Raw genomic sequence first — 20,900 nt, forward strand, 5'->3', positions numbered from 1 at the left:
CGCGCGTACGCTACCACCGACGCATGACACAGACGGCAAGCACGACGGACATGGACTGGATGGCGGCGAGCGGTCGCTATCCCCCGCGCCTGATCGCGGCGGCGCTCGCGCTGCATGACAATCGCCTGGGCGAGGCCGAGCCCTTGCTCAAGGCGCATTTGAAGGACGACCCGTTCGATGTCGCGGCGATCCGCATGCTGGCCGAACTCGCCGGGCGGATCGGGCGCTACCGCGATGCCGAAACGCTGCTGCGCCGCGCGGTCGAACTGTCCCCCGCTTTCACCGCCGCGCGCGCCAATCTGGCGTTGGTGCTGTACCGCCTCAACCGGCCTGCCGAGGCGATCGCGGAACTCAACGTGGTCGCCGCCGAAGACCCCGACAATCCCGGCCACGCCAACCTTCAGGCCGCCGCCTTCGGGCGCATCGGCCAGTTTGACGAAGCGATCGCGCTGTACGAGCGCGTGCTGGCCGATGCGCCGGAGCAACCGCGCGTGTGGATGAGCTATGGCCATATGCTCAAGACCGTCGGTCGCCAGGCCGATGGCGTCGCCGCCTATCGCCGCGCGATCACGCTGCTGCCGACGCTGGGCGAAGCGTGGTGGAGCCTCGCCAATTTGAAGACGGTGACCTTTGCCGAGGACGATATCGCCGCGATGCAAGGCGCGCTGGAGCAGCCCGGTATTTCCGACGAGGACCGCTTCCATCTCGATTTCGCGCTGGGCAAGGCGTTCGAGGATCGCCGCCAGGCCGAGCGCGCCTTCGCGCATTATGCGGCGGGCAACACGCTGCGCCGCAAGCACATCAGCTACAGCGCCGACGAGACCGAAGCCTTTGTCGACCGCAGCATTGCGCTGTTCACGCAGGACTTCCTCGCCGAACGCGCCGGCCAGGGCTTTGCCGCGCCCGACCCGATCTTCATCCTCGGCATGCCACGCGCCGGATCGACGCTGATTGAACAGATCCTCTCCAGCCACAGCCAGGTCGAGGGGACGAGCGAACTGCCCGACATCCCCGCACTCGCCAGGCGCGATGCGGCCTATCCCGAGGGGCTAGCGACCTGGCCCGCCGAGCGGCTGCGCGAAACTGGCGAAGAGTATCTCCAACGCACCCGTATCCAGCGCCGCACCGACCGCCCCTTCTTCATCGACAAGCTCCCCAACAATTGGGCACATGTGCCCTTCATCCACCTGATCCTGCCGAAGGCGCGGATCATCGATGCTAGGCGGCATCCGCTCGGCTGCTGCTTCTCCAACTTCAAACAGCATTTCGCGCGCGGCCAAGGCTTCAGTTACGCGCTAGGCGATATGGGCCGTTACTACCGCGATTATGTGCGGCTCATGTCTCACGTCGACGCCGTCCTGCCCGGCCGAGTCCACCGCGTGCTGTATGAGGATATGGTCGAGAATACCGAGGCGACCGTGCGCGCTTTGCTCGCCGCGTGCGGCCTGCCGTTCGAGCCTGCGTGCCTCGCCTTCCACCAGACCGCGCGCGCGGTGCGCACCGCCAGTTCGGAACAGGTCCGCCAACCGATCTTCCGCCAGGGCACCGAAGCGTGGAAACCGTTCGAACCGTGGCTGGATCCGCTGAAGCACGCTTTGGGCGACGTGCTGGAGCGCTATCCCGTCGCGCCTGTCACAACGTTGTAATTTCGCAACGCCTGCGTACGATTGTTACGTAGCCGTGGCAGTCCGCTTGACGGATGCTGCGGGCGCGAACACCCTGTTGAAACAATATAGGGGGAATCTGATGTCGTCGTTCGGGTATCGTGCCGCAATCCTCGCATTGTTGTCGTCGACGGCGTTCGGAGCCCCGGCGTTCGCGCAGAGCGCCCCGCCCGAACCGGCCCCGGCCACCGCGCCGACCGATGGCGGCGATATTATCGTCACCGCCACCAAGCGCTCGGAAACATTGCAGAATGTGCCGATCAGCGTGCAGGCGCTGACCACCAAGAAGCTCGACGAGCTCAACATTTCGAACTTCTCGCAATATGCGCAGCAATTGCCGTCCGTGTCGTTCCAGGCGCTGGGCGGCACGCCCGGCACCAACGTCATCTATATGCGTGGCGTCGCCTCGGGCGGCGATGGCAACCATTCCGGCTCGCTCCCCTCGGTCGGCGTCTATCTGGATGAGCAGCCCGTCACCACGATCGGCGGCAATCTCGACGTCCATATCTACGACATTGCGCGAATCGAGAGCCTGTCGGGGCCGCAGGGCACGCTGTACGGCGCTTCGTCCGAAGCCGGCACGATCCGCATCATCACCAATCAGCCCGATCTCTCGCATTTCTACGGCCGCGCCGATATCGAAGGCAATAAGGTCAGCAAGGGCGGCTTTGGCGGCAAGGCCGAAGGGATGGTCAACATCCCGCTGTCGCCTTCGATGGCGCTGCGCGTCGTCGGTTTCTACCAGCGCGATGCGGGCTATATCGACAATGTGCCGGGCACGCGGCGCTTCTGCAGCGGCACCACTTTCGATGCCAATGGCAATTGCGTGAAGGACGGCCTCACCGTCAACAACAGCGCCTTCGTCAAGAAAGACTATAACGATACCGAAATCGCAGGTGGTCGGGCGGCGCTGAAGGTCGATCTCGACAGCAATTGGACGGTTACGCCGACCGTGATGTACCAGGATACGCGCAGCCACGGGGCCTATGGCTATGACCCCAAGGTCGGCGATCTGCAGGTGCAGCATTTCTACCCCGAATATCGCCGCGACCGCTTCATCCAGGCGGGGCTGACGATCGCGGGCAAAATCGGCAATTGGGACGTGACCTATGCCGGGGCGTATCTCGACCGCAAGGATTTCTCGTCGAGCGACTATACCGATTACGCCGAAGCGTATGACAATCTCTATTCCTCGGTTGGCGGCATTGCCGGCTATTTTTACTTCAAGGACAATGCCGGAAAGCCAATCGACGCCCGCCAACGCGTGATCGGCAGCGACCATTTCAAGAAAATGAGCCAGGAATTCCGGGTCGCCAGCCCGTCGAGCGAGCGGTTCCGCGTTGTCGCGGGGGCCTTCTATCAGCGCCAGAGCAACGACATCCATCAGGATTATCAGGTACCCGGCCTGGCCACCAACCTCTCGGTCAATGGCCACCCCGGCACCTTGTGGCTGACGCAACAGCATCGCGTCGACAAGGATTATGCGATGTTCGGCGAGGCGAGCTACGACATCACCCCGCGCCTGACCGCCACCGTCGGCGGCCGCGCCTTCATCTATGACAATTCGCTGATCGGCTTTTTCGGCTTCGGCCGCGATCCGGCCAATGGCTACAATACCACGCCGTATAATGCGGCGGGCAGTTCACGCACCGGCGTCGCCGGGTGCTTCACCACCAACGGCACCCGCTTGCGCGACGCGGTCGCGGCGGGCGGGTCGACCACATTGCTCCCGGCGGCGGTAGCGGGCAGCCCCTGTACCAACCTCGGCGTTTATCGCGCCGGAGAGGGCGTGGTTCCGGTGCAGGCGTCCGGGCAAGGCGTGACCTATCGCTTCAACCTGAGCTGGAAACCCGTCGATGGCGTGTTGCTTTATGGCACCGCCTCACGCGGCTTCCGTCCGGGCGGAATCAACCGCCGCGCCGACGTCGCCGCTTATGCCGCCGACTACCTTACCAACTATGAATTCGGGGCCAAGACCACGCTGCTCGGCGGCAAATTGCGGCTGAATGGGGCTATCTACCAACAGGATTGGGACAAATTCCAATTCTCCTTCCTCGGCGCGAACAGCTTCACCGAAATTCACAACGGCCCCAATGCCCGCATTCGCGGTGCGGAAATCATCAGCAACCTCTCGCTCGGTGCGCTCGCGCTAAGCGCGTCTGGCTCCTATACCGACGCCAAGACGCGCAAGAATCTGTGCCTTATTGATGACCCGACCTTCACTTGCACGGGTGCGGGGAATTTGCTGTCGGCCAAAGCGGGCACGCGGCTGCCGATCACGCCCAAGTTCAAGGCAAGCGGATCGGCGCGCTACACCGTGCCGGTCGGCGCGGCCAAAGCCTACGGCCAGGCTGTGGTGTCCTATCAGGGCTCGGCCGCGTCCGATATCCGATCGGCGACCTTTGCACCGGGGGGTATTGTCATCAACCCGGCCGCACAGCTCGGGCCGCTTTCGGCCTTCACCACCGCCGATTTCGCAGCGGGGGTGCAGTTCCAGCGCTACAGCATCGAACTGTTCATCGAGAATGCGTTCGACACGCGCGGGCAGCTTTCTCGCTTCCAGGAATGCGGCAGTTGCGGGCAGCGGCCCTATATCGTGCCGACAACGCCGCAGACGATCGGCGTGCGACTGCATGGCGACTTTTAGCGCGAACCGCGCCGCCTGATCGATTGGTCAGGCGGCGCAGGCCGTCGCCGCGCGCATCGCGCTTCGCCGCTGACGAAACCACCGCTCGAAATCAGCCTGCTCGAGCGGGCGCGCATAATGATAGCCTTGCGCCTCGTCACACCCCAACCCGTTCAAGATCTGCGCAGTGTCGGCCGTCTCCACGCCCTCGGCGACCACGCGATGCCCCAGCCCGTGCGACAATTGGATCATGGTGCGCACCAGGATGCGGGCCTGTTCGGCGACGTGATCGAGCGATTGGACGAAGGACCGGTCGATCTTGACGACGCTGATCGGCAGGCGCTGCAGATACGCCAAGCTGCTATGGCCGGTCCCGAAATCATCGAGCGCGATCCGGATGCCCAGATCCGCCAGCGCCCGCAATCTGGCGAGCGCGATCACCGGGTCGCACATCATGGCGCTCTCGGTCATCTCCAGCTCGAGAAATTCCGGGCGAACGCGGTGCTTCAAGAGGTACAGTTGCACGCGTTCGACGAAATCCACCTCTTCCAGGTTCGCCGCCGAGACATTGATCGATAGCTGAAGATCGATCCCGCGCGCATGCCAGGCGGCAAGCTGCTCCAGGGCATGGTCCAGCACCCAGGTGGTCACGGGCCGCATGAGCGCGGTTTGCTCGACGATCGGGATAAATTCGGTTGGCGAAACATCCCCCAGCTTCGGATGCGTCCAGCGCAACAGCGCCTCCGCACCACAGCACCCACCCCCGGCAAGATCGATGCGCGGCTGATAGACGAGGCGCAATTCGCCGGGCAGATCGAACGCGTCGCAAAAATCCTTCAACAGGCTGAAACGACGCACTTGTTTCCCGTCGCTGGCCGACGAGTACAGGCTGATCTGTCCACCCGCCAACCGGGCGTCCTGTGCCGCGCTATAGGCCATTCGCAGGACATCGCTGCCCGGCGTCTGGCCCGCCAGAAACGGGGCAACGCCAATGGTACTGGTCAGCACGAACCGTTCGTGCGCGCCGCGCAAGCGGGCATCGTTCAACGCGACCTTCAGGCGGGCAAGGAACGTGGCATCGTCGGTCTCCGCCAAGCCCAGAAAGGCGAACTGCGTCGCCGCGACATGATACGCGGTGCGGCCCGGCCCAAGCCCCGCGCGCAGGCCCGACGCGGCAGCCTGGACGATCTGGTCGATGAAGGTTGGCCCCATCACGCTCATCCCCTGCGTGAGCTGCTCGCTGGGTGCCAAATCCACCAACGCCAGCAAGCGGCGCTGCCCCGGCGTGTTGCGGCCCAGATCCTCAAGATCTTCCAGCAATTGGTTTCTGTTGAGCAAGCCAGACACCGGATCGACACGACCGATCGCGTGTTGCAACTCGATTTGCGACATCACCATGTCAGCCAGATCGGTCAGCGCCGCAATTTCTGGCGCGGATGCGCCGCGCGGCTCAAGGCCAAGCACACACAGCGCGCCCAGGCCACAGCCGCTCCTGGTGGTGAGCGGCACCCCCGCATAGAAACGGACACCATCGCGCGCGAGCGGGCTGTCGACATAATCCGGGTCCGCCAACAGATCCGAGATGACCACACATTGCGTCGATTCAGCGACTTGCGCGCACGGTGCCTGCGCCCGCGGAATGGAAGTATGCTCGACCCCGACGCGCGACTTGAACCACTGGCGGTCGCGATCGGTCAGCGAGATTGCGGCGATTGGCAGGCCGAAAACCATCGCGGCCATCCTCGTAATCCGGTCGAAGCTGTCGCTCGGCGGCGTGTCGAGAAGATTGAGCTGGCGCAATGCGTCGAGACGGGTCTGCTCGGGACACATTGACCAACTCCTCCGTAACGACGCAGCGCCGCGCCACTTTACAATATATGAATCTTTTCAGGCCGATCGGGGGATCCCGCGCGAAATTGTCGACGCCCGCAAGGGCGATTGCACCTTCGCGGACTTTGCGCTATGCGCGCCAGCTTCCTACACACAGCTGTTGGAATATGCGGGAGGGTGCCTCGGCAGCCGCTTGAACCGCTAAACTTGAACCGGGCGTCGCGGAGCTTCCGCTGCGCCCCTTACAGAGTGAGTGCACATGGCAAAAAAGATTACAGGCTATATCAAGCTGCAGGTGCCGGCCGGCAAGGCCAACCCGTCGCCCCCGATCGGCCCGGCGCTGGGTCAGCGCGGCGTCAACATCATGGAATTCTGCAAGGCGTTCAACGCCTCGACGGGTGACCAAGAAGTCGGCACGCCGCTCCCCACCGTGATCACCGTCTATGCCGACCGTTCGTTCTCGTTCGAAACGAAGACGCCGCCGGCATCGTATCTGATCAAGAAGGCCGCCAATCTGAAGTCGGGCTCGAAGGAGCCGGGCAAGGTGTCCGCCGGAAGGATCAAGCGTTCGCAGCTCGCCGACATCGCGACCGCGAAGATGAAGGATCTCAACGCCAACGACCTCGAGTCGGCAACGCGCATCATCGAGGGTTCTGCCCGCGCGATGGGCCTCGAAGTGGTGGAGGGCTAAGATCATGGCATTTGTCAGCAAGAAGCAAAAAGCCGTCACCATCGACCGTCAGAAGCTGCACGGCGTGGACGAAGCAATCGCGCTCGCCAAGGCCGGCGCAACCTCGAAGTTCGACGAGACCATCGAAGTCGCGCTGAACCTCGGCGTCGATCCGCGTCACGCCGACCAGATGGTCCGCGGCGTCGTCACGCTGCCCAAGGGCACCGGCAAGACCGTGCGCGTCGGCGTGTTCGCCAAGGGTGCGAAGGCCGATGAAGCCCGCGCCGCTGGTGCGGACGTGGTCGGTGCGGAAGACCTGATGGAAATCATCCAGGGTGGCACGATCGATTTCGATCGCTGCATCGCGACCCCGGACATGATGGGCATCGTCGGTCGCCTCGGTAAGGTGCTGGGTCCCAAGGGCCTGATGCCGAACCCGAAGCTCGGCACCGTCACCATGAACGTCGCCGAAGCGGTCAAGGCAGCCAAGGGCGGCCAGATCGAATATCGCGTCGAAAAGGCCGGCATCATTCACTCGGGCATCGGCAAGGCGTCGTTCCCGGCAGAAGACCTGCGCGCGAACTTCGACGCGCTGGTCGACGCCGTGGTCAAGGCCAAGCCGTCGGGTGCCAAGGGCAAGTATGTCCGCAAGGTCGCGGTCAGCTCCACCATGGGCGTCGGCATCAAGGTCGACGTGGCCGAGGTTTCGGCGGCGTAAGCCTCCGCGATTTGCTACGGAATGGAGGGCCGGGGGAAACCCCGGCCCTTTTTTCATGCGTGCGCCTCCCCCGTCACTCCGGGCGCGGGTTCGCCGGTAGCGGTCTCCATAGGTTAGGCCGGGTCCACCGACACCGTCATGTCCAGCTCCAACACGGCGTTGCGCGGAAGCGCAGCGACCCCGATCGAGGTTCGCGCATGGGCGCCCGCCGGGGCCAGTACCTTGGCCAACATTTCGGACGCGCCGTTGGACACCTCGCTGAGTTGATAAAAGCCTGGCGCGGCCTGCATATAGACAGTCATCTTGGTCACTTTACGGATCCGGCCCAGGTCGCCGAGGTGCTCCTCGAGCGCCCTCAGGCAGCGCAGGGCCGAGACCAGGGCCGCATGCTGGGCTTGCTCCAAGGTCACTTCCGCGCCGACCCGACCGACGGCGATCACCTTGCCATCAAGGCTGGGCACCATGCCGCTGACTTCGATGACACCACGATCCTCCACTGCCGAGGCATAGGCCCCGCCCGGCTGCGAGCGGCCCAGATCGATCCCGAGGGCGGCGATGCGCTGGGCGATCAGGATGTGGCGATCGCTCAAGGCGTGTTCGGTAGACATGGTGTGTTCCTGGCTGTGGGCCAACCTCCCGATGATCGGCACCGCCGCGATGGCGGAGAGAACGATGCGACGGGATAGCGGCATGTGAACGTCCGGTGTTTGGATCGACCCGTTTCTAGGTCGTCGGCACCGCCGCCACCAATTCGAACCTTGCCCGCGAGCGTTCGGTTTCACTAATACCTGACAATGCGCACCTCTCCGCTTCTACCGCCGCTCCACGCTTTGCGCGCCTTCGAGGCAGTCGCGCGGCACGCTGGCGTATCGCGGGCGAGCCACGAACTCCTGATCACCCAGAGCGCCATCAGCCAGCACGTCCGTAGGCTGGAGCAACACCTGGGCACCGCGCTGTTTTTCCGGCACGGTCGCGGCATGACGCTGACCGAGGCTGGCCAGCACTACTACGACACCGTCAGCCGCGCCTTCGCTGTGATCGCCGACGGCACAGCCGCCTTGGCCGGCCGTCGCGTCGTTCGGGTCAGCGTGTTGCCCTCGTTCGCCGCCCACTGGCTGGGCCCGCGCCTCGCCAGTTTCCGCGCCGCCCACCCCGATGTCGAGGTCGCCTTGGACCCGAACCTCACCGCCGCCGACTTCGCGGGCGACGGCGTCGATCTGGCGGTGCGCTACGGCGATGGCCACTGGCCCGGTGCCGAGGCCAGCTTGCTGATGACCGAACGCCTGACGCCGGTCCATGCGCCGAACGCAGCTCCGATCGAGACCCTCCCCCTGCTGATCACCAAGAAGGCTTTCGACTGGAAGGTCTGGGCCGAGACTGAACGGTTCGACCTCGCGGCCCCGCCACAGGTGCAACTCACCGATTACAATGTCGTGCTACAGGCGGCGCTGCGTGGCGAGGGCCTGGCCTTGGGTCGGCTGAGCTTGATTGGCGAGTTGATCGCCAAGGGCCAGCTTGTTACGCCGTTCGCGACGGTGGTGCGATCCACCAAAGCCGCCTACTGGCTCGTGCGTCCTTCGACACGAACCCCGTCGGCTCCGGCCAGGACCTTCGCGGCGTGGATCTCCGACGAAGCGAGTTTGGAGGTTTAAAGGGCGGCTTTCCCACCCGAACAGACGATCGAGGTTTTCGCGTCTGCCCCAGTAGCAGACCCGGGACGCGCGCGGGGTGACGATTGGGAACTGCGGGCGGAGCATCGCCCACCCGTGATTTGCTATTCCCCGCAAATGCGCCTAGGCGGGTGCTTGCTACAGTCGCAAATCGACGGTCTCTGGTGCTTTGCGGCCCCATCTTCCTTCTTTCACTGCTGATCTAGGCACGGGTTGGCGCGACTCTCGCGTCACCCAACAAGAAGGACGACTATTATGACCATCGGCACCGTAAAATTCTTCAACGCAGACAAGGGCTATGGCTTCATCGCGCCGGAAGGTGGCGGCGAAGACGCGTTCGTGCACATCACGGCCGTTGAGCGCGCCGGCATGGGCACGCTCGATAAGGACCAGCGCGTTCAGTACGAGCTCGAGCAGGACAAGCGCGGCAAGATGAGTGCTGTGAACCTGCAGCAGGCCTAATCGCCCGCGCAAGCGAACGACCAAGGGCCCGGCGAGCAATCGCCGGGCCCTTTTTCTATGCGCTCACCGCAGCGCCGCCGCCACCGCCGACTCGCAATCGAAATGGGCGGGCGGTGGAATGACGACGGCAGGCGGCGTCTTTTCGAGCCCGAGCGCCCGGCCGAGCGAGCGCCCGAACACCTTCAGCAAATTGCCTTCACTCGGTTTGTCGGTGGTGCCGAGGCCCGCCACGGTCACCGTCGGTTTGCTCAGCGTGCCGCCAATCTGGATCGGATCGGCGATCTTCAGCAGCGCGCGGCTCTTGCTCGTCCCCGCCAGCGTGAGGGCGATCCGTTCGCCATCCATCACGATCCGGCCCGCCCCCCGCCCCACCGAACTGCCGGTATCGATGCCGAGCGGACGCGGCACCAGCACGCCATCAGTTGCGCGGAAATCCGCGACGAGGCAGCGCAGCGGCACCATGCGGCTTGGCGAACCGATCGCATGCACCACCGCGCCGCTCAAATTCTGGCCAAGCACGTCGGCGACCATGCGGCGCACCTCACCCTGGGTCGCAACCATCGCCGCCTTGCCATTCGCCCGCGACAGCGCCTCGCGCACCGTGTCGCCCTGCCCGGTCAACAGGATGTGCCCGCGCACCTGCCCCGATACCATGTCGGGTTTGCCGATCAGCGCGTCGAGCGTCAGCCCGGCAAGCCGAAGATTGACCGACAGCTTGGGCCGGCCACTGCGATGATCGACCTTGAGCGTCCCCGCCATGCGCCCGGTGGCGAGCGTCGCCACCGCATTATTGACGGTCAGCAGACGATGGTCGAGCGTCAGCGTGCCCGACAGTGTGCGGAACACGGTGCCGTTGCCTGCCAAAATGCGGTCAACGCGGAACGCAATCGTGCCATCGGTCTTGCCGAGTTTGCTCAGGTTGATCCGCGTCGGTGGAATCACGCGCGGACCAATCGCTGCCGACCGCGCCGCCGAATCGGCATGGCCGCGCGCATCGGCCAGATCGTCGAAATCGAATTGCGAGGCGCGCAGCTTGGCATCGATCTTGGTGCGGCCGTCAATCTTGTGGATCGTGGCCAGCCCGGTGAAGCGCGACCGCCCGACGCTGCCGCCGATGCGATCGACATACCAATCCCGCCCGTCATGGCGAATCGCGCCGGTAAGGTCGATCGGCTGCGTGCCGAACAGCCCGGCCTCGATCACCCGGTCGAGATTTTTCAGCGTCGGGGCCTGGGCGGTGATCGCCGCGCTGAAGTGGCGGGTGTCGAGCACCCCCGCCATTTGCCCCTTGGCAGTCATGTGCAAAGCGGGCGAAGCGAGCGTGGCGCTGAACGGATAGGGCGCGGCTGGGTCGATCCCGGTGATCCGCCCGCCGGTCGCATCGAGTCGCACGGGCGTTTCGAGAAACGTGCCGGTCGCGGACAGGCGCAGGCCGTTCTTGGCATCGACCGAAAGCGGCCCCGCCACGACCAAGCCGCGCTTGGCGTCGCGCAGCACCAGTTGCGTGTTGGTGATGGTGAGGTCGGACAGGGTCGGGCGGCTGCCCTGCCCGTCGCTTGGCTTGCCCTCGCGCTTCCAATTGGCGCGGCCCGTGGCGTCGCGCACCAGCGCGATGCGCCCACCGTCGACCGTCACACGGTCTGGCTGGAACTGCCCGAACAGCAAGGCAAAGACCGGCACGCGCACACTGGCTGAAGACAGGCGGACGAAATCGCCCGGCCCCACCCAATCGGGCTGCGCCACGCTGACGTCACGGACCGAGATGACCGGCGCATAGGAAAAGACGCTGTCGCGCGTCACGGATCCAATGCGCACCGGGCTCCCCAGCGCCGCCGACAACCGGTTCTCGACCAGCCCGCGCATCATCCCCACCGGAAACGCGCCGAGCGCGAGCAGCAACAGCGCCAGCACCCCGAGGATAGCGAGCACGATCGCGAGCAGGATCTTGCGCCAGCGCGGAGCGCGCGCGGCGGGAGCGGCGGTTTCGGAAGCAATCACCGCCCTACAACCCGAGCGCCCCCCGATTGTTGCACCCGCGCCGCGATTCCCCGCGCCTTAGCGACCACTACCGCTCGAAACCGCTCGGTGCGGGCGAGATCGTCACCGTCGTGCCGCCACGAATTTCCTGCACTTCCAGCGCGCGTTCGGCGACATTGTCGCGCCCGAAGCGGAACGCGCCATCGATCCCGGCAAAACCGCCGCGATCCTTCAGGCGATCCTCGGGGAAGGCCGCCCCCATCGGCCAATCGCGCATGATGCGGATAGTCAGCAGCACCGAATCATAGCCAAGGCTCGACAAGCGGAACGGTGCCGCGCCGAAGCGTGCGCGATAGCGGGCGGCATATTGGCGATAAAGCCCGTCCGATACGCTGGCGAACCATGCGCCTTCCAGTGCGGGCTTGCTGGCGATCGAACTTTCCGAATTCCACAATTCGGTGCCCAGCACACGCGCGCCGCCCATGCCATTCTTGCGCAGCACCGGCACCGCCGCCGAGGCGGCATTGCCACCATCGGCGATCAGGATCGCTTGATAGGGCGCGCTCTTGCTCATGCGGATGATCGCGCTGGTGATCGATCCGGGGACGCGGTCATAAGTCTGCAGCGAGGCAACCTGTCCACCCGCCGATTCGACTGCGCGGAGAAAGGCGGTGGACGCCCGCTGGCCATAGGTGCCGTTCGGCACCAACCCGCCAAAAGTGGTGACGCCCTGTTCGCGCGCATAATCGACCACTCGGCCAATCGACTGGGCGGGCACATAGCCCATCAGATAGGCCCCGTTCCCGGCAGCGGTCGCGTCGTTGGAAAAGCTGACCACCGGCACCCCCGCGCGATGCGCGATCGGTGCCACCGCGCGCACGTCGTCCGCCAGCAATGGCCCGAGGATCAACTGATTGCCATCCGCCAGCGCCTTTTGTGCGGCCAGCGCAGCACCGGTGGCAGTGTCATAGCTGGTGATGCGGATGCGCTCGTTCTTGGAATCGAGCAGCGCCATCTGCGTGGCGTTGGCAAGGCTCTGGCCAACCCCGGCATTGGGGCCGCTGAGCGGCACCAGCAATGCGACGCGGTGGCGTTGCGTGTCGGTCGGGATGCCCTGTTCGACGACCGGCTGTTGCGGCTGCACCGGGCGGGTGACCGGGGAACGCTTCACCGGCGCGGGGCCGCGCGGGACGACCGTCTGGCAGCCGGCCAGCGCCACCGCCCCCGCAATCGCCGCCACATGCAAAAGTCGTTTAAAGCCGATGGGCCGTTGCCCTGTCGTATCCCGCTCTGCCATGACCGCTCCTGATGAACCCTGATCTTTCGCCCGGCCTCTATATCGTTGCCACCCCGATCGGCAATCTCGGCGATCTTTCGCCGCGTGCGGCGCACATTTTGTCGCATGCCGCAATAATTGCCGTCGAAGACAGCCGCGTTACGGCCAAGCTCCTGCACCATATCGGCGTGAAGCGGCAAATGGTTCCCTATCACGACCATAATGCCGAGGAGGTCCGCCCCGGCCTGATCGCGCGGATGGGCGTGGAAGCCGTCGCCTTGGTGTCCGACGCGGGCACGCCGCTCATCTCCGATCCCGGCTACAAGCTTGTGCGCGATGCGCGCGCCGCCGGGCATACGGTGTGGACGATCCCCGGCCCCTGCGCGGCGGTGGCAGCACTGACGCTCGCCGGGCTGCCGACCGACCGTTTCCTGTTCCTCGGCTTCCTGCCCTCCAAGGCCCAAGCGCGCGCCGCCGCCATCGCCGAAGTCGCGGGCATCCGCGCGACCCTGGTGCTGTACGAATCGGGCCCGCGCCTCGCCGCGCTGCTCGCCGCGCTGGCGGAAGGTCTGGGCGACCGTGAGGCAGCGGTCACGCGCGAGATCACCAAGCATTTCGAGGAAGCGGTGACCGGCACGCTGTCCGAACTTGCCGCGCGCTATGCCGACGCCCCGCCCAAAGGCGAGATCGTCGTCGTCGTCGCCCCGCCCGGCGCGCCCGAAGCGGCCAGCGCCGACGATGCCGACGCCGCGCTCACCGAAGCGCTCACCCGGCTTTCGACCGGCCAGGCGGCGAGCGAAGTCGCCAAGAAATTGGGGCTGGATCGGAAAGCGCTCTATACGCGGGCGCTGGCCTTGAAAGCGTAAAACTCCCCTCCCGCTTGCGGGAGGGGCTGGGGGAGGGCATGTTTCGTGGCGTGCCGCGCTTCGAAAGCCCCTCCCCTAACCCAGCTTCAGGTCGGTCACGCCCCCGGCCTGACCTGAAGGATGCGGGGCATCCTTCACCTGAAGCTCGTAAACGGGAGGGGAATATAAAGCGCCGCCACGCCGAAGCCTCCGGCCGTCGCGGCGAACGCATCGCCGGCTGGTGGCTCCGCCTCAAAGGCTGGCGCATCCTCGCCCGCCGCGTCCGCACCCCCGCTGGCGAAGTCGATCTGATCGCCAAACGCGGCACGCTCGTCGCCTTCGTCGAAGTGAAACTGCGCAAGACCGCCGCCGAGCTCGATTTCGCGATCGACGAACGCCGCCTCGCCCGCGTCGCGGCGGCGGCGGAATATCTGATGCCGTCTTATGCCGATCCGGGCGACGACATTCGCGTCGATGTCATCCTGCTCGCGCCGGGCACCAGGCCCCGCCATATCGAGAATGCGTGGCTGCCATAATCCATCCCGTTCGTTTCGAGCGTAGTCGATAAACCCGTTCAGGGCGCTGGTTTCTCGACGATGCTCGAAACGAACGGGGCAAGGATGACAGGCCCCCGACCACCCTCTACATGCGCCTGAACCTCTCGGAGAACCCCATGTCGCTCACCGTTGCCGTCCAGATGGACCCGATCGCGCATATCAACATCGCCGGGGATTCGACCTTCGCGTTGATGCTCACCGCCCAACAGCGCGGGCACAAACTGTTCCATTACAATGCCGAAGAGCTGAATTATGCCGATGGCCGGGTGTGGACCAAGGCCGATCCGGTCACCGTGCAGCGCGTCGTCGGCAATCATTACAGCTTCGGCGATCCCATCAGCCTCGATCTGGGCGAAGAGGCCGATGTCGTGCTGATGCGGCAGGACCCGCCGTTCGACCTCGGCTATATCACCGCGACGCATCTGCTCGAGCGCATCGCGCACAAGACGCTGGTGGTGAATGATCCGGCCAGCGTGCGCAACGCGCCCGAAAAGGTGTTCGTGCTCGATTTCCCGCAGTTCATGCCGCCGACCCTGGTCACGCGCAGCCTCGACGAAGCCCGCGCCTTTCTCGCGCAGCACGGCGAAATCGTCATCAAGCCGCTGCACGGCAATGGCGGCAAGGCGATCTTCAAGGTCGGGCAGGATGGCGCGAACCTCTCGGCGCTGATCGAGGTGTTCAACACCATGTGGCGGGAACCGCACATGATCCAGGCGTTCCTCCCCGCCGTTGCCAAAGGCGACAAGCGCATCGTGCTGGTCGATGGCGACGTGGCGGGCGCGATCAACCGCTTGCCCGGCGAAGGCGAGATCCGCTCCAACCTCGCGGTCGGCGGATCGGCGGTAAAGACCGAGCTGACCGAGAAGGAACGCGAGATTTGCGCGGTGCTCGGGCCAGAACTCAAGCGGCGTGGGCTGCTGTTCGTCGGCATCGATGTCATCGGCGGCGAATGGCTGACCGAGATCAACGTCACCTCCCCCACCGGCATCGTCGCGATCGAACGCTTCGACGGCACCGATGTCGCCGCCCTGATCTGGGATGCGATCGAGCGCAAAGTGCGTGCCTAAAACTCCCCTCCCGCTTGCGGGAGGGGCTGGGGGAGGGCCTGTAATGCTTCCGATCTTTCCGCGCCTCCCCTCCCCTACCCCAGCTTCGGGTCGGTCAGGCCCCCGGCCTGACCTGAAGGATGCGGGGCATCCTTCACCTGAAGCTCGCAAGCGGGAGGGGAATGCATGACCGAATTCATCATCAACCTCACGGCGTGGGGCGGCTATTTCGGCATCTTCCTGCTGATGGTCCTCGAAAACGTGTTCCCGCCCATCCCCTCCGAAGTCATCATGGGGCTGGGTGGCATCGCCGTCGCTCGCGGGCAGATGGAAATCGTGCCGCTGATCGTCGCGGGCACCGCGGGTACGGTCGTCGGCAATTATTTCTGGTACTGGATCGGCTGGCGCCTCGGCTATCAACGGCTGCGCCCGTTCGTCGATCGCTATGGCCGCTGGCTGACGCTCGATTGGGAGCATGTGCTCCAGCTTGAACGCTTCTTCCGTCGCCACGGACAATGGGTGGTGTTCGTGTTCCGCTTCATGCCCGCCTTCCGCACGATGGTCTCTTTGCCAGCCGGCATGACGCGGATGCCGCGCGGACGCTTCCTGGTCTGGACCGCCGGGGGTGCCGCGATCTGGGACACTTTCCTCGCCGGCGCGGGCTATTATCTCGGCACCAACTTCCGCGAACTGGACGCGTTCATCGGCCCCGCAACGATGGCGACGATGGGCGCGGTCGCGCTGTTCTACGTCTGGCGCCTTCTACGCTGGCAGCCGCGCGCCTGAGGCGAAATGCTGCGCTGCGGTGGCAATCGCGCGTCGCACTCCCCATCTGGGATGCACAACACGCGGATGCCCGCTGGAGCAAAATTGATGAAAATTCTGATCGTTCTCACCTCGCACGACCAACTTGGCGACACCGGTGCCAAGACCGGCTTCTGGCTCGAAGAGCTGGCCGCACCCTATTATGTGCTGAAGGAAGCCGGTGCCACGCTGACGCTGGCCTCGCCCAAGGGCGGCCAGCCACCGCTCGACCCGAAAAGCGCGGACGAAAGCGCCAAGACCGACGATACCCGCCGCTTCGAGGCGGATAGCGACGCCAAGGCCGCGCTTGCCAACACCGTTCGGCTCGATTCGGTCAATGCGGCGGACTTTGACGCGGTTTTCTATCCCGGTGGCCACGGCCCGCTATGGGATCTCGCCGAGGATGCGACGTCGCGTGCGATCATCGAACAGACGATCGCGGCGGGCAAGCCGGTTGCGCTCGTCTGCCACGCACCGGGCGTGCTGCGCCACGTCAAGGCCGCCGACGGCACCCCGCTGGTCTCCGGCAAGGCCGTCACCGGCTTCACCAATAGCGAGGAAGCCGCCGTCGGGCTGACCGACGTCGTGCCATTCCTGGTCGAAGATATGCTGACCGAAAATGGCGGGGTCTATTCAAAGACCGCCGATTGGGGCGTCCACGTCGTCCGTGATGGGTTGCTGATCACCGGCCAGAACCCCGCCTCCTCCGGCCCCGCCGCAATCGAGTTGGTCAAGGCACTGGCATAAGGCTGTGCGCCACCCCCGCGCTGCGCCGGGGTGGCGCACCGTCATGCGCGCGGATGCGCGTTGCGGTACACATCCAGCAAATGCGCCGCATCGACCTGGGTATAGATTTGCGTGGAGCTGAGGCTCGCATGGCCGAGCAATTCCTGCAGCGCACGCAAATCCGCCCCGCGCCCCAGCAAATGCGTGGCGAAGCTGTGGCGCAGCGCGTGCGGCGTTGTGCGATCGGGCAAGCCGAGCCGCACGCGCGCGCGCTGCACCGCCAGCCGGACGAGGCGCGGCGATAACGGACCGCCCTTCGCCCCGCGAAACAGCGGCGCGTCGCGCGCGGTGCCATAGGGGCTGAGCGCGACATAGGCTTCGATCGCGGCGCGTACTTGCGGCAACAATGGCACGATCCGCGTCTTGTCGCGTTTGCCCGTCACGCTCAGCGTCGCGCCCAGCGGCAGGATCGCGCCGGTCAGCGCCAGCGCCTCGGCCACGCGCAGCCCCGCGCCATACAGCAGCAGCAGCACCGCCAGATCGCGCGCGCCGATCCATGGCTCGGCGGCGTCCTCCGCGACATCCTCGGCCAAGGCGACCGCTTCGTCGGGAGAGACCGGGCGCGGCACGCCCTTTTTCACGCGCGGCCCTTTCAGGCGCGGGGTCGTCCCCTCGCCCACCGCAAACGCCAGAAACCCGCGCACCGCCGACAATTCCCGCGCCGCCGAGGCATTGCCGATGCCGCCCTCGCCCCGCCGCGCCGCGAGGAAAGCGCGCAGATCGGCCGAGCTCACCTTGGCCAGCATGGCGCGCTCCACCGCTGCCCCCCAATGCGCCTGCAGAAAGGCGCACAACCGCACTGCGGTCGCCTCATAGGCCCGCACGGTATGCGCCGAGCGCCGCCGGTCGCGCGCGAGATGGGCGGCATAGAGTCCGGGGAGTTCGCTCATCGCTGCGGTGTAGCGCATCGGGTGGCATAAGAGAATCGTCGAACAATCCTCCCCTATACCCTTCCCCGGCGAAGGCCGGGGCCCAGTCGAAAGGACCAGAATGTTCTGGCGTAGCGCTCGCCATCACCCACATCACGACTGGGCCCCGGCCTTCGCCGGGGAAGCGCGATACGGGGAGGAACACCTCCGCTTAACCGCCGCCCCTTTGCGCGCGACGCTCCGACCCGCCATATGCTCCCCATGTCCCGCGCCCGCGTCCTCGTCATGAATTCCGCGCTCGGCCCGCTCGATTACCGCGTGCCGCACGGAATGCAGGTCGAGCCCGGCTCGATCGTCGTTGCCCCGCTCGGCCCGCGCCAGTTGATCGGCGTGGTGTGGGAGCCGGAGCGGATGCCGTCCGATGCCGAGGTGGGCGACAATCGCTTGCGCAACCTGATCGGCGTGTTGCCCGCCGCGCCGCTGGCAGCACCGCTGCGGCGACTGATCGAGTGGACCGCCGATTATTATCTCGCGCCCCCCGCCGCCGTGGCGCGGATGGCGCTCGCCTCCAGCTCGGCGCTGGAGGGCGCGAAGACCGTCACCGAATATCGCGCGACCGGGCTGGTGCCCGACCGCATGACCCCGCAGCGCGAACAGGCGCTCGAACAGATCGGCAATCATCAGGGCCTGATCCGCGAACTGGCCACGATCGGCAATGTCACCGATGCCGTGATCCGGGGATTGGCCAAGGTTGGCGCGCTGGAGGCGGTCGAGGTCGATATCGACAGCCCGTTCGCGCTGCCCGATCCTGATTTCGCCGCGCCCGCTTTGTCGCCCGACCAGCGCGCCGCTGCGGCGACCTTGGTCGACAGCGTCACCGCCCGCGCGTTTGCGCCGACCTTGCTCGATGGCGTCACTGGCTCGGGCAAAACCGAAGTCTATTTCGAAGCGGTGGCCGCAGCAGTGCGCGAACGGCGCCAAACGCTCGTTTTACTGCCCGAAATCGCACTAACCGAGCCTTTTTTGACGCGTTTTGCGGCGCGTTTTGGCGCAAAACCGGTCGCTTGGCACTCCGGATTGCGCCAATCGCAGCGCCGCCGCGCCTGGCGCGCCATCTCCAGCGGGCAAGCGCTGGTCACCGTCGGCGCGCGCTCCTCGCTGTTCCTGCCTTATGCCAATCTCGGCCTGATCGTGATCGACGAAGCGCATGAAACCAGCTTCAAACAGGAAGAAGGCGTGCATTATCACGCCCGCGATGTCGCTGTAATGCGGGCGAAATTTGAGAAGATCCCGGTCATCCTCGCGTCCGCCACCCCCGCGATCGAAACCCGCCAGCAAGTCGCGCTCGGCCGCTATGCCGAGGTAAAACTGCCCGGCCGCTGGGGTGCCGCCGAAATGCCCGCGATCGAAGCGATCGATCTCATCGCCGAACCACCCGAACGCGGCCACTGGATCGCGCCTCGGCTGGTGGTCGCGATGCGCGAGACACTGGCGCGACACGAACAATCCTTGCTGTTCCTCAACCGCCGCGGCTATGCCCCGCTGACCTTGTGCCGCACCTGCGGCCACCGTTTCCAATGCCCCAATTGCACCGCCTGGATGGTCGAGCATCGCCTCGTTCATCGCTTGGCCTGCCACCATTGCGGCCATACCGAGCCGGTTCCGACCGTCTGCCCCGAATGCCAAAGCGAGGACAGCCTCGTCCCTGTCGGCCCCGGCGTCGAACGCATCGCCGACGAAGTGAAGGCGCTGTTCCCCGAAGCGCGCACGGCGGTGATCACCTCCGACACGATCTGGTCGCCCGCCAAGGCCGCCGAATTTGTCGCGCGGATGGAGGCGCATGACATCGACATTATCGTTGGTACACAATTGGTTACCAAGGGCTATCACTTCCCCAATCTGACGCTGGTCGGCGTGATCGACGCCGACCTCGGCCTCGACGGCGGCGATTTGCGCGCGAGCGAACGCACCTTCCAGCAAATCTGCCAGGTCGCCGGGCGCGCCGGGCGCGGTGCCAAGCCCGGCCATGTCTATATCCAGACGCACAGCCCCAAAGCGAGCGTGATGCAAGCGCTCGTCTCGGGCGACGCCGAGGCCTTTTATGCCGCCGAGACCGAGCATCGCCGCGAGGCGGGCGCGCCTCCCTTTGGCCGCTTCGCCGGGATCATCGTGTCGAGCGAGGACCAGAAGGCCGCGCTCGAGACCGCGCGGCTGATCGGCCGCAGCGCGCCGCATCATGAGGCGATGGAAGTCTACGGCCCCGCCCCCGCCCCGCTGGCGATGCTGCGCGGTCGCCACCGCTTCCGCCTGCTCGTCCACGCCAAGCGCGCGCTCGACGTGCAGGACATCATCCGCGACTGGCTCGGCGCGCTCGACTGGCCGAGCAAAGTGCGCGTCGTGGTCGATGTGGACCCGTACAGCTTCGTCTGAAGCGTCCGCACGATTTGGCTACCCTGCTCAATTCGGCGGGTTTTTGCCGAATCCACCGCAACATGGCTTGACTTGCCCCGCCGCGCTTCTATGCCACGACGCGCTGCCAGCCTTCCGTTTACGTAAATGTTACCCAGACGGAATGATACCGGGTCAGACGCCTGGACGTGCAGCCAACGACCGTAAGCATACGGCGCTGAAGACACATTTCGCCTGGTCGCGGGCGTTGGAGAGTGAAGCATGTCGCTGTTGATTATCGGTGCCCTGTTAGCCGGTGCCCCCGTCGCCACCGATACCGTCCTCGGACGGTGGAAGACCGAAACCCACAATGCCATCGTCGAGATCACACGCTGCGGCGACTCGATCTGCGGCAAGATCCTCACCTCCGACATGATCCGCAGCAATCCCGCGTTGAAGGACGCGAAGAACGCCAACGAAAAGCTGCGGTCGCGCCCCATTCAGGGCCTGTTGATGCTGAGCGGTTTCAAGCCCGAGGCAGGCGGCGTGTGGAGCGATGGCCAAGTGTACAATGCCGAAGACGGCAAGACCTATAGCGGCAAGATCACCCCCGTCGGCCCGGACCAACTGAAGCTGCGCGGCTGCGTCTTCTTCCCGCTGTGCAAAACCCAGACCTGGACTCGCGCACGCTAACGCTGCGCGTTCTTTTTAC

Annotated in this window: 18 protein-coding genes; 13 read left to right on the forward strand and 5 right to left on the reverse strand. The window is 65.4% G+C overall.

Annotation, left to right across the window (positions count from 1 at the left end):
• Positions 1-50: 50 nt before the first annotated feature.
• Together ON00_RS06150 and ON00_RS06155 are read left to right on the forward strand one after the other, a co-directional pair.
• Positions 51-1,646: a tetratricopeptide repeat-containing sulfotransferase family protein gene (locus ON00_RS06150; protein ID WP_010404062.1), complete on the forward strand. Its 1,596-nt coding sequence runs from the start codon at positions 51-53 to the stop codon at positions 1,644-1,646.
• Between the two features lie 100 nt (positions 1,647-1,746).
• Entirely contained in the window at positions 1,747-4,311 is a 2,565-nt protein-coding gene (locus ON00_RS06155) for a TonB-dependent receptor (RefSeq protein ID WP_010404063.1), read from the forward strand.
• 27 nt (positions 4,312-4,338) lie between these two features.
• Here ON00_RS06155 and ON00_RS06160 read toward each other — a convergent pair whose 3' ends face one another.
• Entirely contained in the window at positions 4,339-6,120 is a 1,782-nt protein-coding gene (locus tag ON00_RS06160) for a sensor domain-containing phosphodiesterase (RefSeq protein WP_010404064.1), read from the reverse strand.
• Between the two features lie 259 nt (positions 6,121-6,379).
• On the opposite strand from ON00_RS06160, the gene rplK reads away from it, so the two are divergent.
• Positions 6,380-6,811, forward strand: a complete 432-nt coding sequence (rplK, locus tag ON00_RS06165; protein WP_010404065.1) for a 50S ribosomal protein L11 — start codon at positions 6,380-6,382, stop codon at positions 6,809-6,811.
• Positions 6,812-6,815: 4 nt separating this feature from the next.
• Positions 6,816-7,508 (forward strand): 50S ribosomal protein L1, encoded by a 693-nt coding sequence (gene rplA, locus ON00_RS06170; RefSeq protein WP_010404067.1) that lies wholly within the window; start codon positions 6,816-6,818, stop codon positions 7,506-7,508.
• Positions 7,509-7,621: 113 nt separating this feature from the next.
• Here rplA and ON00_RS06175 read toward each other — a convergent pair whose 3' ends face one another.
• Positions 7,622-8,116 (reverse strand): RidA family protein, encoded by a 495-nt coding sequence (locus ON00_RS06175; RefSeq protein ID WP_010404070.1) that lies wholly within the window; start codon positions 8,114-8,116, stop codon positions 7,622-7,624.
• 186 nt (positions 8,117-8,302) lie between these two features.
• On the opposite strand from ON00_RS06175, the gene ON00_RS06180 reads away from it, so the two are divergent.
• Together ON00_RS06180 and ON00_RS06185 are read left to right on the forward strand one after the other, a co-directional pair.
• A complete protein-coding gene (locus tag ON00_RS06180; protein WP_010404072.1) occupies positions 8,303-9,160 on the forward strand; it encodes a LysR substrate-binding domain-containing protein in 858 nt (285 codons plus the stop codon).
• Positions 9,161-9,433: 273 nt separating this feature from the next.
• A complete protein-coding gene (locus tag ON00_RS06185; protein ID WP_010404074.1) occupies positions 9,434-9,640 on the forward strand; it encodes a cold-shock protein in 207 nt (68 codons plus the stop codon).
• A gap of 63 nt (positions 9,641-9,703) precedes the next feature.
• On the opposite strand, the gene ON00_RS06190 is transcribed toward ON00_RS06185, so the two are convergent.
• Complete coding sequence (locus ON00_RS06190) at positions 9,704-11,638, reverse strand: AsmA family protein (protein ID WP_010404076.1); 1,935 nt, start codon at positions 11,636-11,638, stop codon at positions 9,704-9,706.
• A 67-nt stretch (positions 11,639-11,705) separates the two neighbouring features.
• Positions 11,706-12,914 (reverse strand): penicillin-binding protein activator, encoded by a 1,209-nt coding sequence (locus ON00_RS06195; RefSeq protein ID WP_010404078.1) that lies wholly within the window; start codon positions 12,912-12,914, stop codon positions 11,706-11,708.
• Between the two features lie 11 nt (positions 12,915-12,925).
• Here ON00_RS06195 and rsmI point away from each other — a divergent pair, with 11 nt between their 5' ends.
• The 5 genes from rsmI to ON00_RS06220 all read left to right on the forward strand — a co-directional run bounded on the left by rsmI (position 12,926) and on the right by ON00_RS06220 (position 16,892).
• On the forward strand, positions 12,926-13,759 hold the full coding sequence (rsmI, locus tag ON00_RS06200; protein WP_010404082.1) for a 16S rRNA (cytidine(1402)-2'-O)-methyltransferase: 834 nt from the start codon (positions 12,926-12,928) through the stop codon (positions 13,757-13,759).
• Between the two features lie 164 nt (positions 13,760-13,923).
• The gene (locus ON00_RS20100; protein WP_083834155.1) at positions 13,924-14,274 is read left to right on the forward strand and encodes a YraN family protein; all 351 of its coding nucleotides are present in this window, start codon (positions 13,924-13,926) and stop codon (positions 14,272-14,274) included.
• A gap of 137 nt (positions 14,275-14,411) precedes the next feature.
• Positions 14,412-15,362, forward strand: coding sequence for a glutathione synthase (gshB, locus tag ON00_RS06210; RefSeq protein WP_010404089.1), 951 nt, complete (start codon positions 14,412-14,414; stop codon positions 15,360-15,362).
• Between the two features lie 165 nt (positions 15,363-15,527).
• On the forward strand, positions 15,528-16,127 hold the full coding sequence (locus ON00_RS06215; RefSeq protein ID WP_010404091.1) for a DedA family protein: 600 nt from the start codon (positions 15,528-15,530) through the stop codon (positions 16,125-16,127).
• Between the two features lie 87 nt (positions 16,128-16,214).
• Complete coding sequence (locus ON00_RS06220; RefSeq protein WP_010404092.1) at positions 16,215-16,892, forward strand: type 1 glutamine amidotransferase domain-containing protein; 678 nt, start codon at positions 16,215-16,217, stop codon at positions 16,890-16,892.
• 41 nt (positions 16,893-16,933) lie between these two features.
• Here the strand turns inward: ON00_RS06220 and ON00_RS06225 are convergent, their stop codons facing one another.
• Entirely contained in the window at positions 16,934-17,821 is an 888-nt protein-coding gene (locus tag ON00_RS06225) for a tyrosine recombinase XerC (protein ID WP_029622480.1), read from the reverse strand.
• A gap of 240 nt (positions 17,822-18,061) precedes the next feature.
• Between ON00_RS06225 and ON00_RS06230 the strand changes: the two genes are divergently transcribed.
• Both ON00_RS06230 and ON00_RS06235 read left to right on the forward strand, forming a co-directional pair.
• Complete coding sequence (locus ON00_RS06230) at positions 18,062-20,230, forward strand: primosomal protein N' (protein ID WP_010404095.1); 2,169 nt, start codon at positions 18,062-18,064, stop codon at positions 20,228-20,230.
• Between the two features lie 240 nt (positions 20,231-20,470).
• On the forward strand, positions 20,471-20,881 hold the full coding sequence (locus ON00_RS06235; protein WP_010404097.1) for a DUF2147 domain-containing protein: 411 nt from the start codon (positions 20,471-20,473) through the stop codon (positions 20,879-20,881).
• Positions 20,882-20,900: the final 19 nt, after the last annotated feature.

Source organism: Sphingomonas echinoides ATCC 14820, from assembly GCF_000241465.1.
GTDB classification, from domain to species: domain Bacteria; phylum Pseudomonadota; class Alphaproteobacteria; order Sphingomonadales; family Sphingomonadaceae; genus Sphingomonas; species Sphingomonas echinoides.

What these genes read in the sequence shown, in the direction of transcription:
- ON00_RS06150 (WP_010404062.1), top strand. Translation starts at nt 51, where the DNA reads ATGGACTGGATGGCGGCGAGCGGTCGCTATCCCCCGCGCCTGATCGCG.
- ON00_RS06155 (WP_010404063.1), top strand. Translation starts at nt 1,747, where the DNA reads ATGTCGTCGTTCGGGTATCGTGCCGCAATCCTCGCATTGTTGTCGTCG.
- ON00_RS06160 (WP_010404064.1), bottom strand. Translation starts at nt 6,120, where the DNA reads ATGTGTCCCGAGCAGACCCGTCTCGACGCATTGCGCCAGCTCAATCTT.
- rplK (WP_010404065.1), top strand. Translation starts at nt 6,380, where the DNA reads ATGGCAAAAAAGATTACAGGCTATATCAAGCTGCAGGTGCCGGCCGGC.
- rplA (WP_010404067.1), top strand. Translation starts at nt 6,816, where the DNA reads ATGGCATTTGTCAGCAAGAAGCAAAAAGCCGTCACCATCGACCGTCAG.
- ON00_RS06175 (WP_010404070.1), bottom strand. Translation starts at nt 8,116, where the DNA reads ATGTCTACCGAACACGCCTTGAGCGATCGCCACATCCTGATCGCCCAG.
- ON00_RS06180 (WP_010404072.1), top strand. Translation starts at nt 8,303, where the DNA reads ATGCGCACCTCTCCGCTTCTACCGCCGCTCCACGCTTTGCGCGCCTTC.
- ON00_RS06185 (WP_010404074.1), top strand. Translation starts at nt 9,434, where the DNA reads ATGACCATCGGCACCGTAAAATTCTTCAACGCAGACAAGGGCTATGGC.
- ON00_RS06195 (WP_010404078.1), bottom strand. Translation starts at nt 12,914, where the DNA reads ATGGCAGAGCGGGATACGACAGGGCAACGGCCCATCGGCTTTAAACGA.
- rsmI (WP_010404082.1), top strand. Translation starts at nt 12,926, where the DNA reads ATGAACCCTGATCTTTCGCCCGGCCTCTATATCGTTGCCACCCCGATC.
- gshB (WP_010404089.1), top strand. Translation starts at nt 14,412, where the DNA reads ATGTCGCTCACCGTTGCCGTCCAGATGGACCCGATCGCGCATATCAAC.
- ON00_RS06215 (WP_010404091.1), top strand. Translation starts at nt 15,528, where the DNA reads ATGACCGAATTCATCATCAACCTCACGGCGTGGGGCGGCTATTTCGGC.
- ON00_RS06220 (WP_010404092.1), top strand. Translation starts at nt 16,215, where the DNA reads ATGAAAATTCTGATCGTTCTCACCTCGCACGACCAACTTGGCGACACC.
- ON00_RS06225 (WP_029622480.1), bottom strand. Translation starts at nt 17,821, where the DNA reads ATGAGCGAACTCCCCGGACTCTATGCCGCCCATCTCGCGCGCGACCGG.
- ON00_RS06230 (WP_010404095.1), top strand. Translation starts at nt 18,062, where the DNA reads ATGTCCCGCGCCCGCGTCCTCGTCATGAATTCCGCGCTCGGCCCGCTC.
- ON00_RS06235 (WP_010404097.1), top strand. Translation starts at nt 20,471, where the DNA reads ATGTCGCTGTTGATTATCGGTGCCCTGTTAGCCGGTGCCCCCGTCGCC.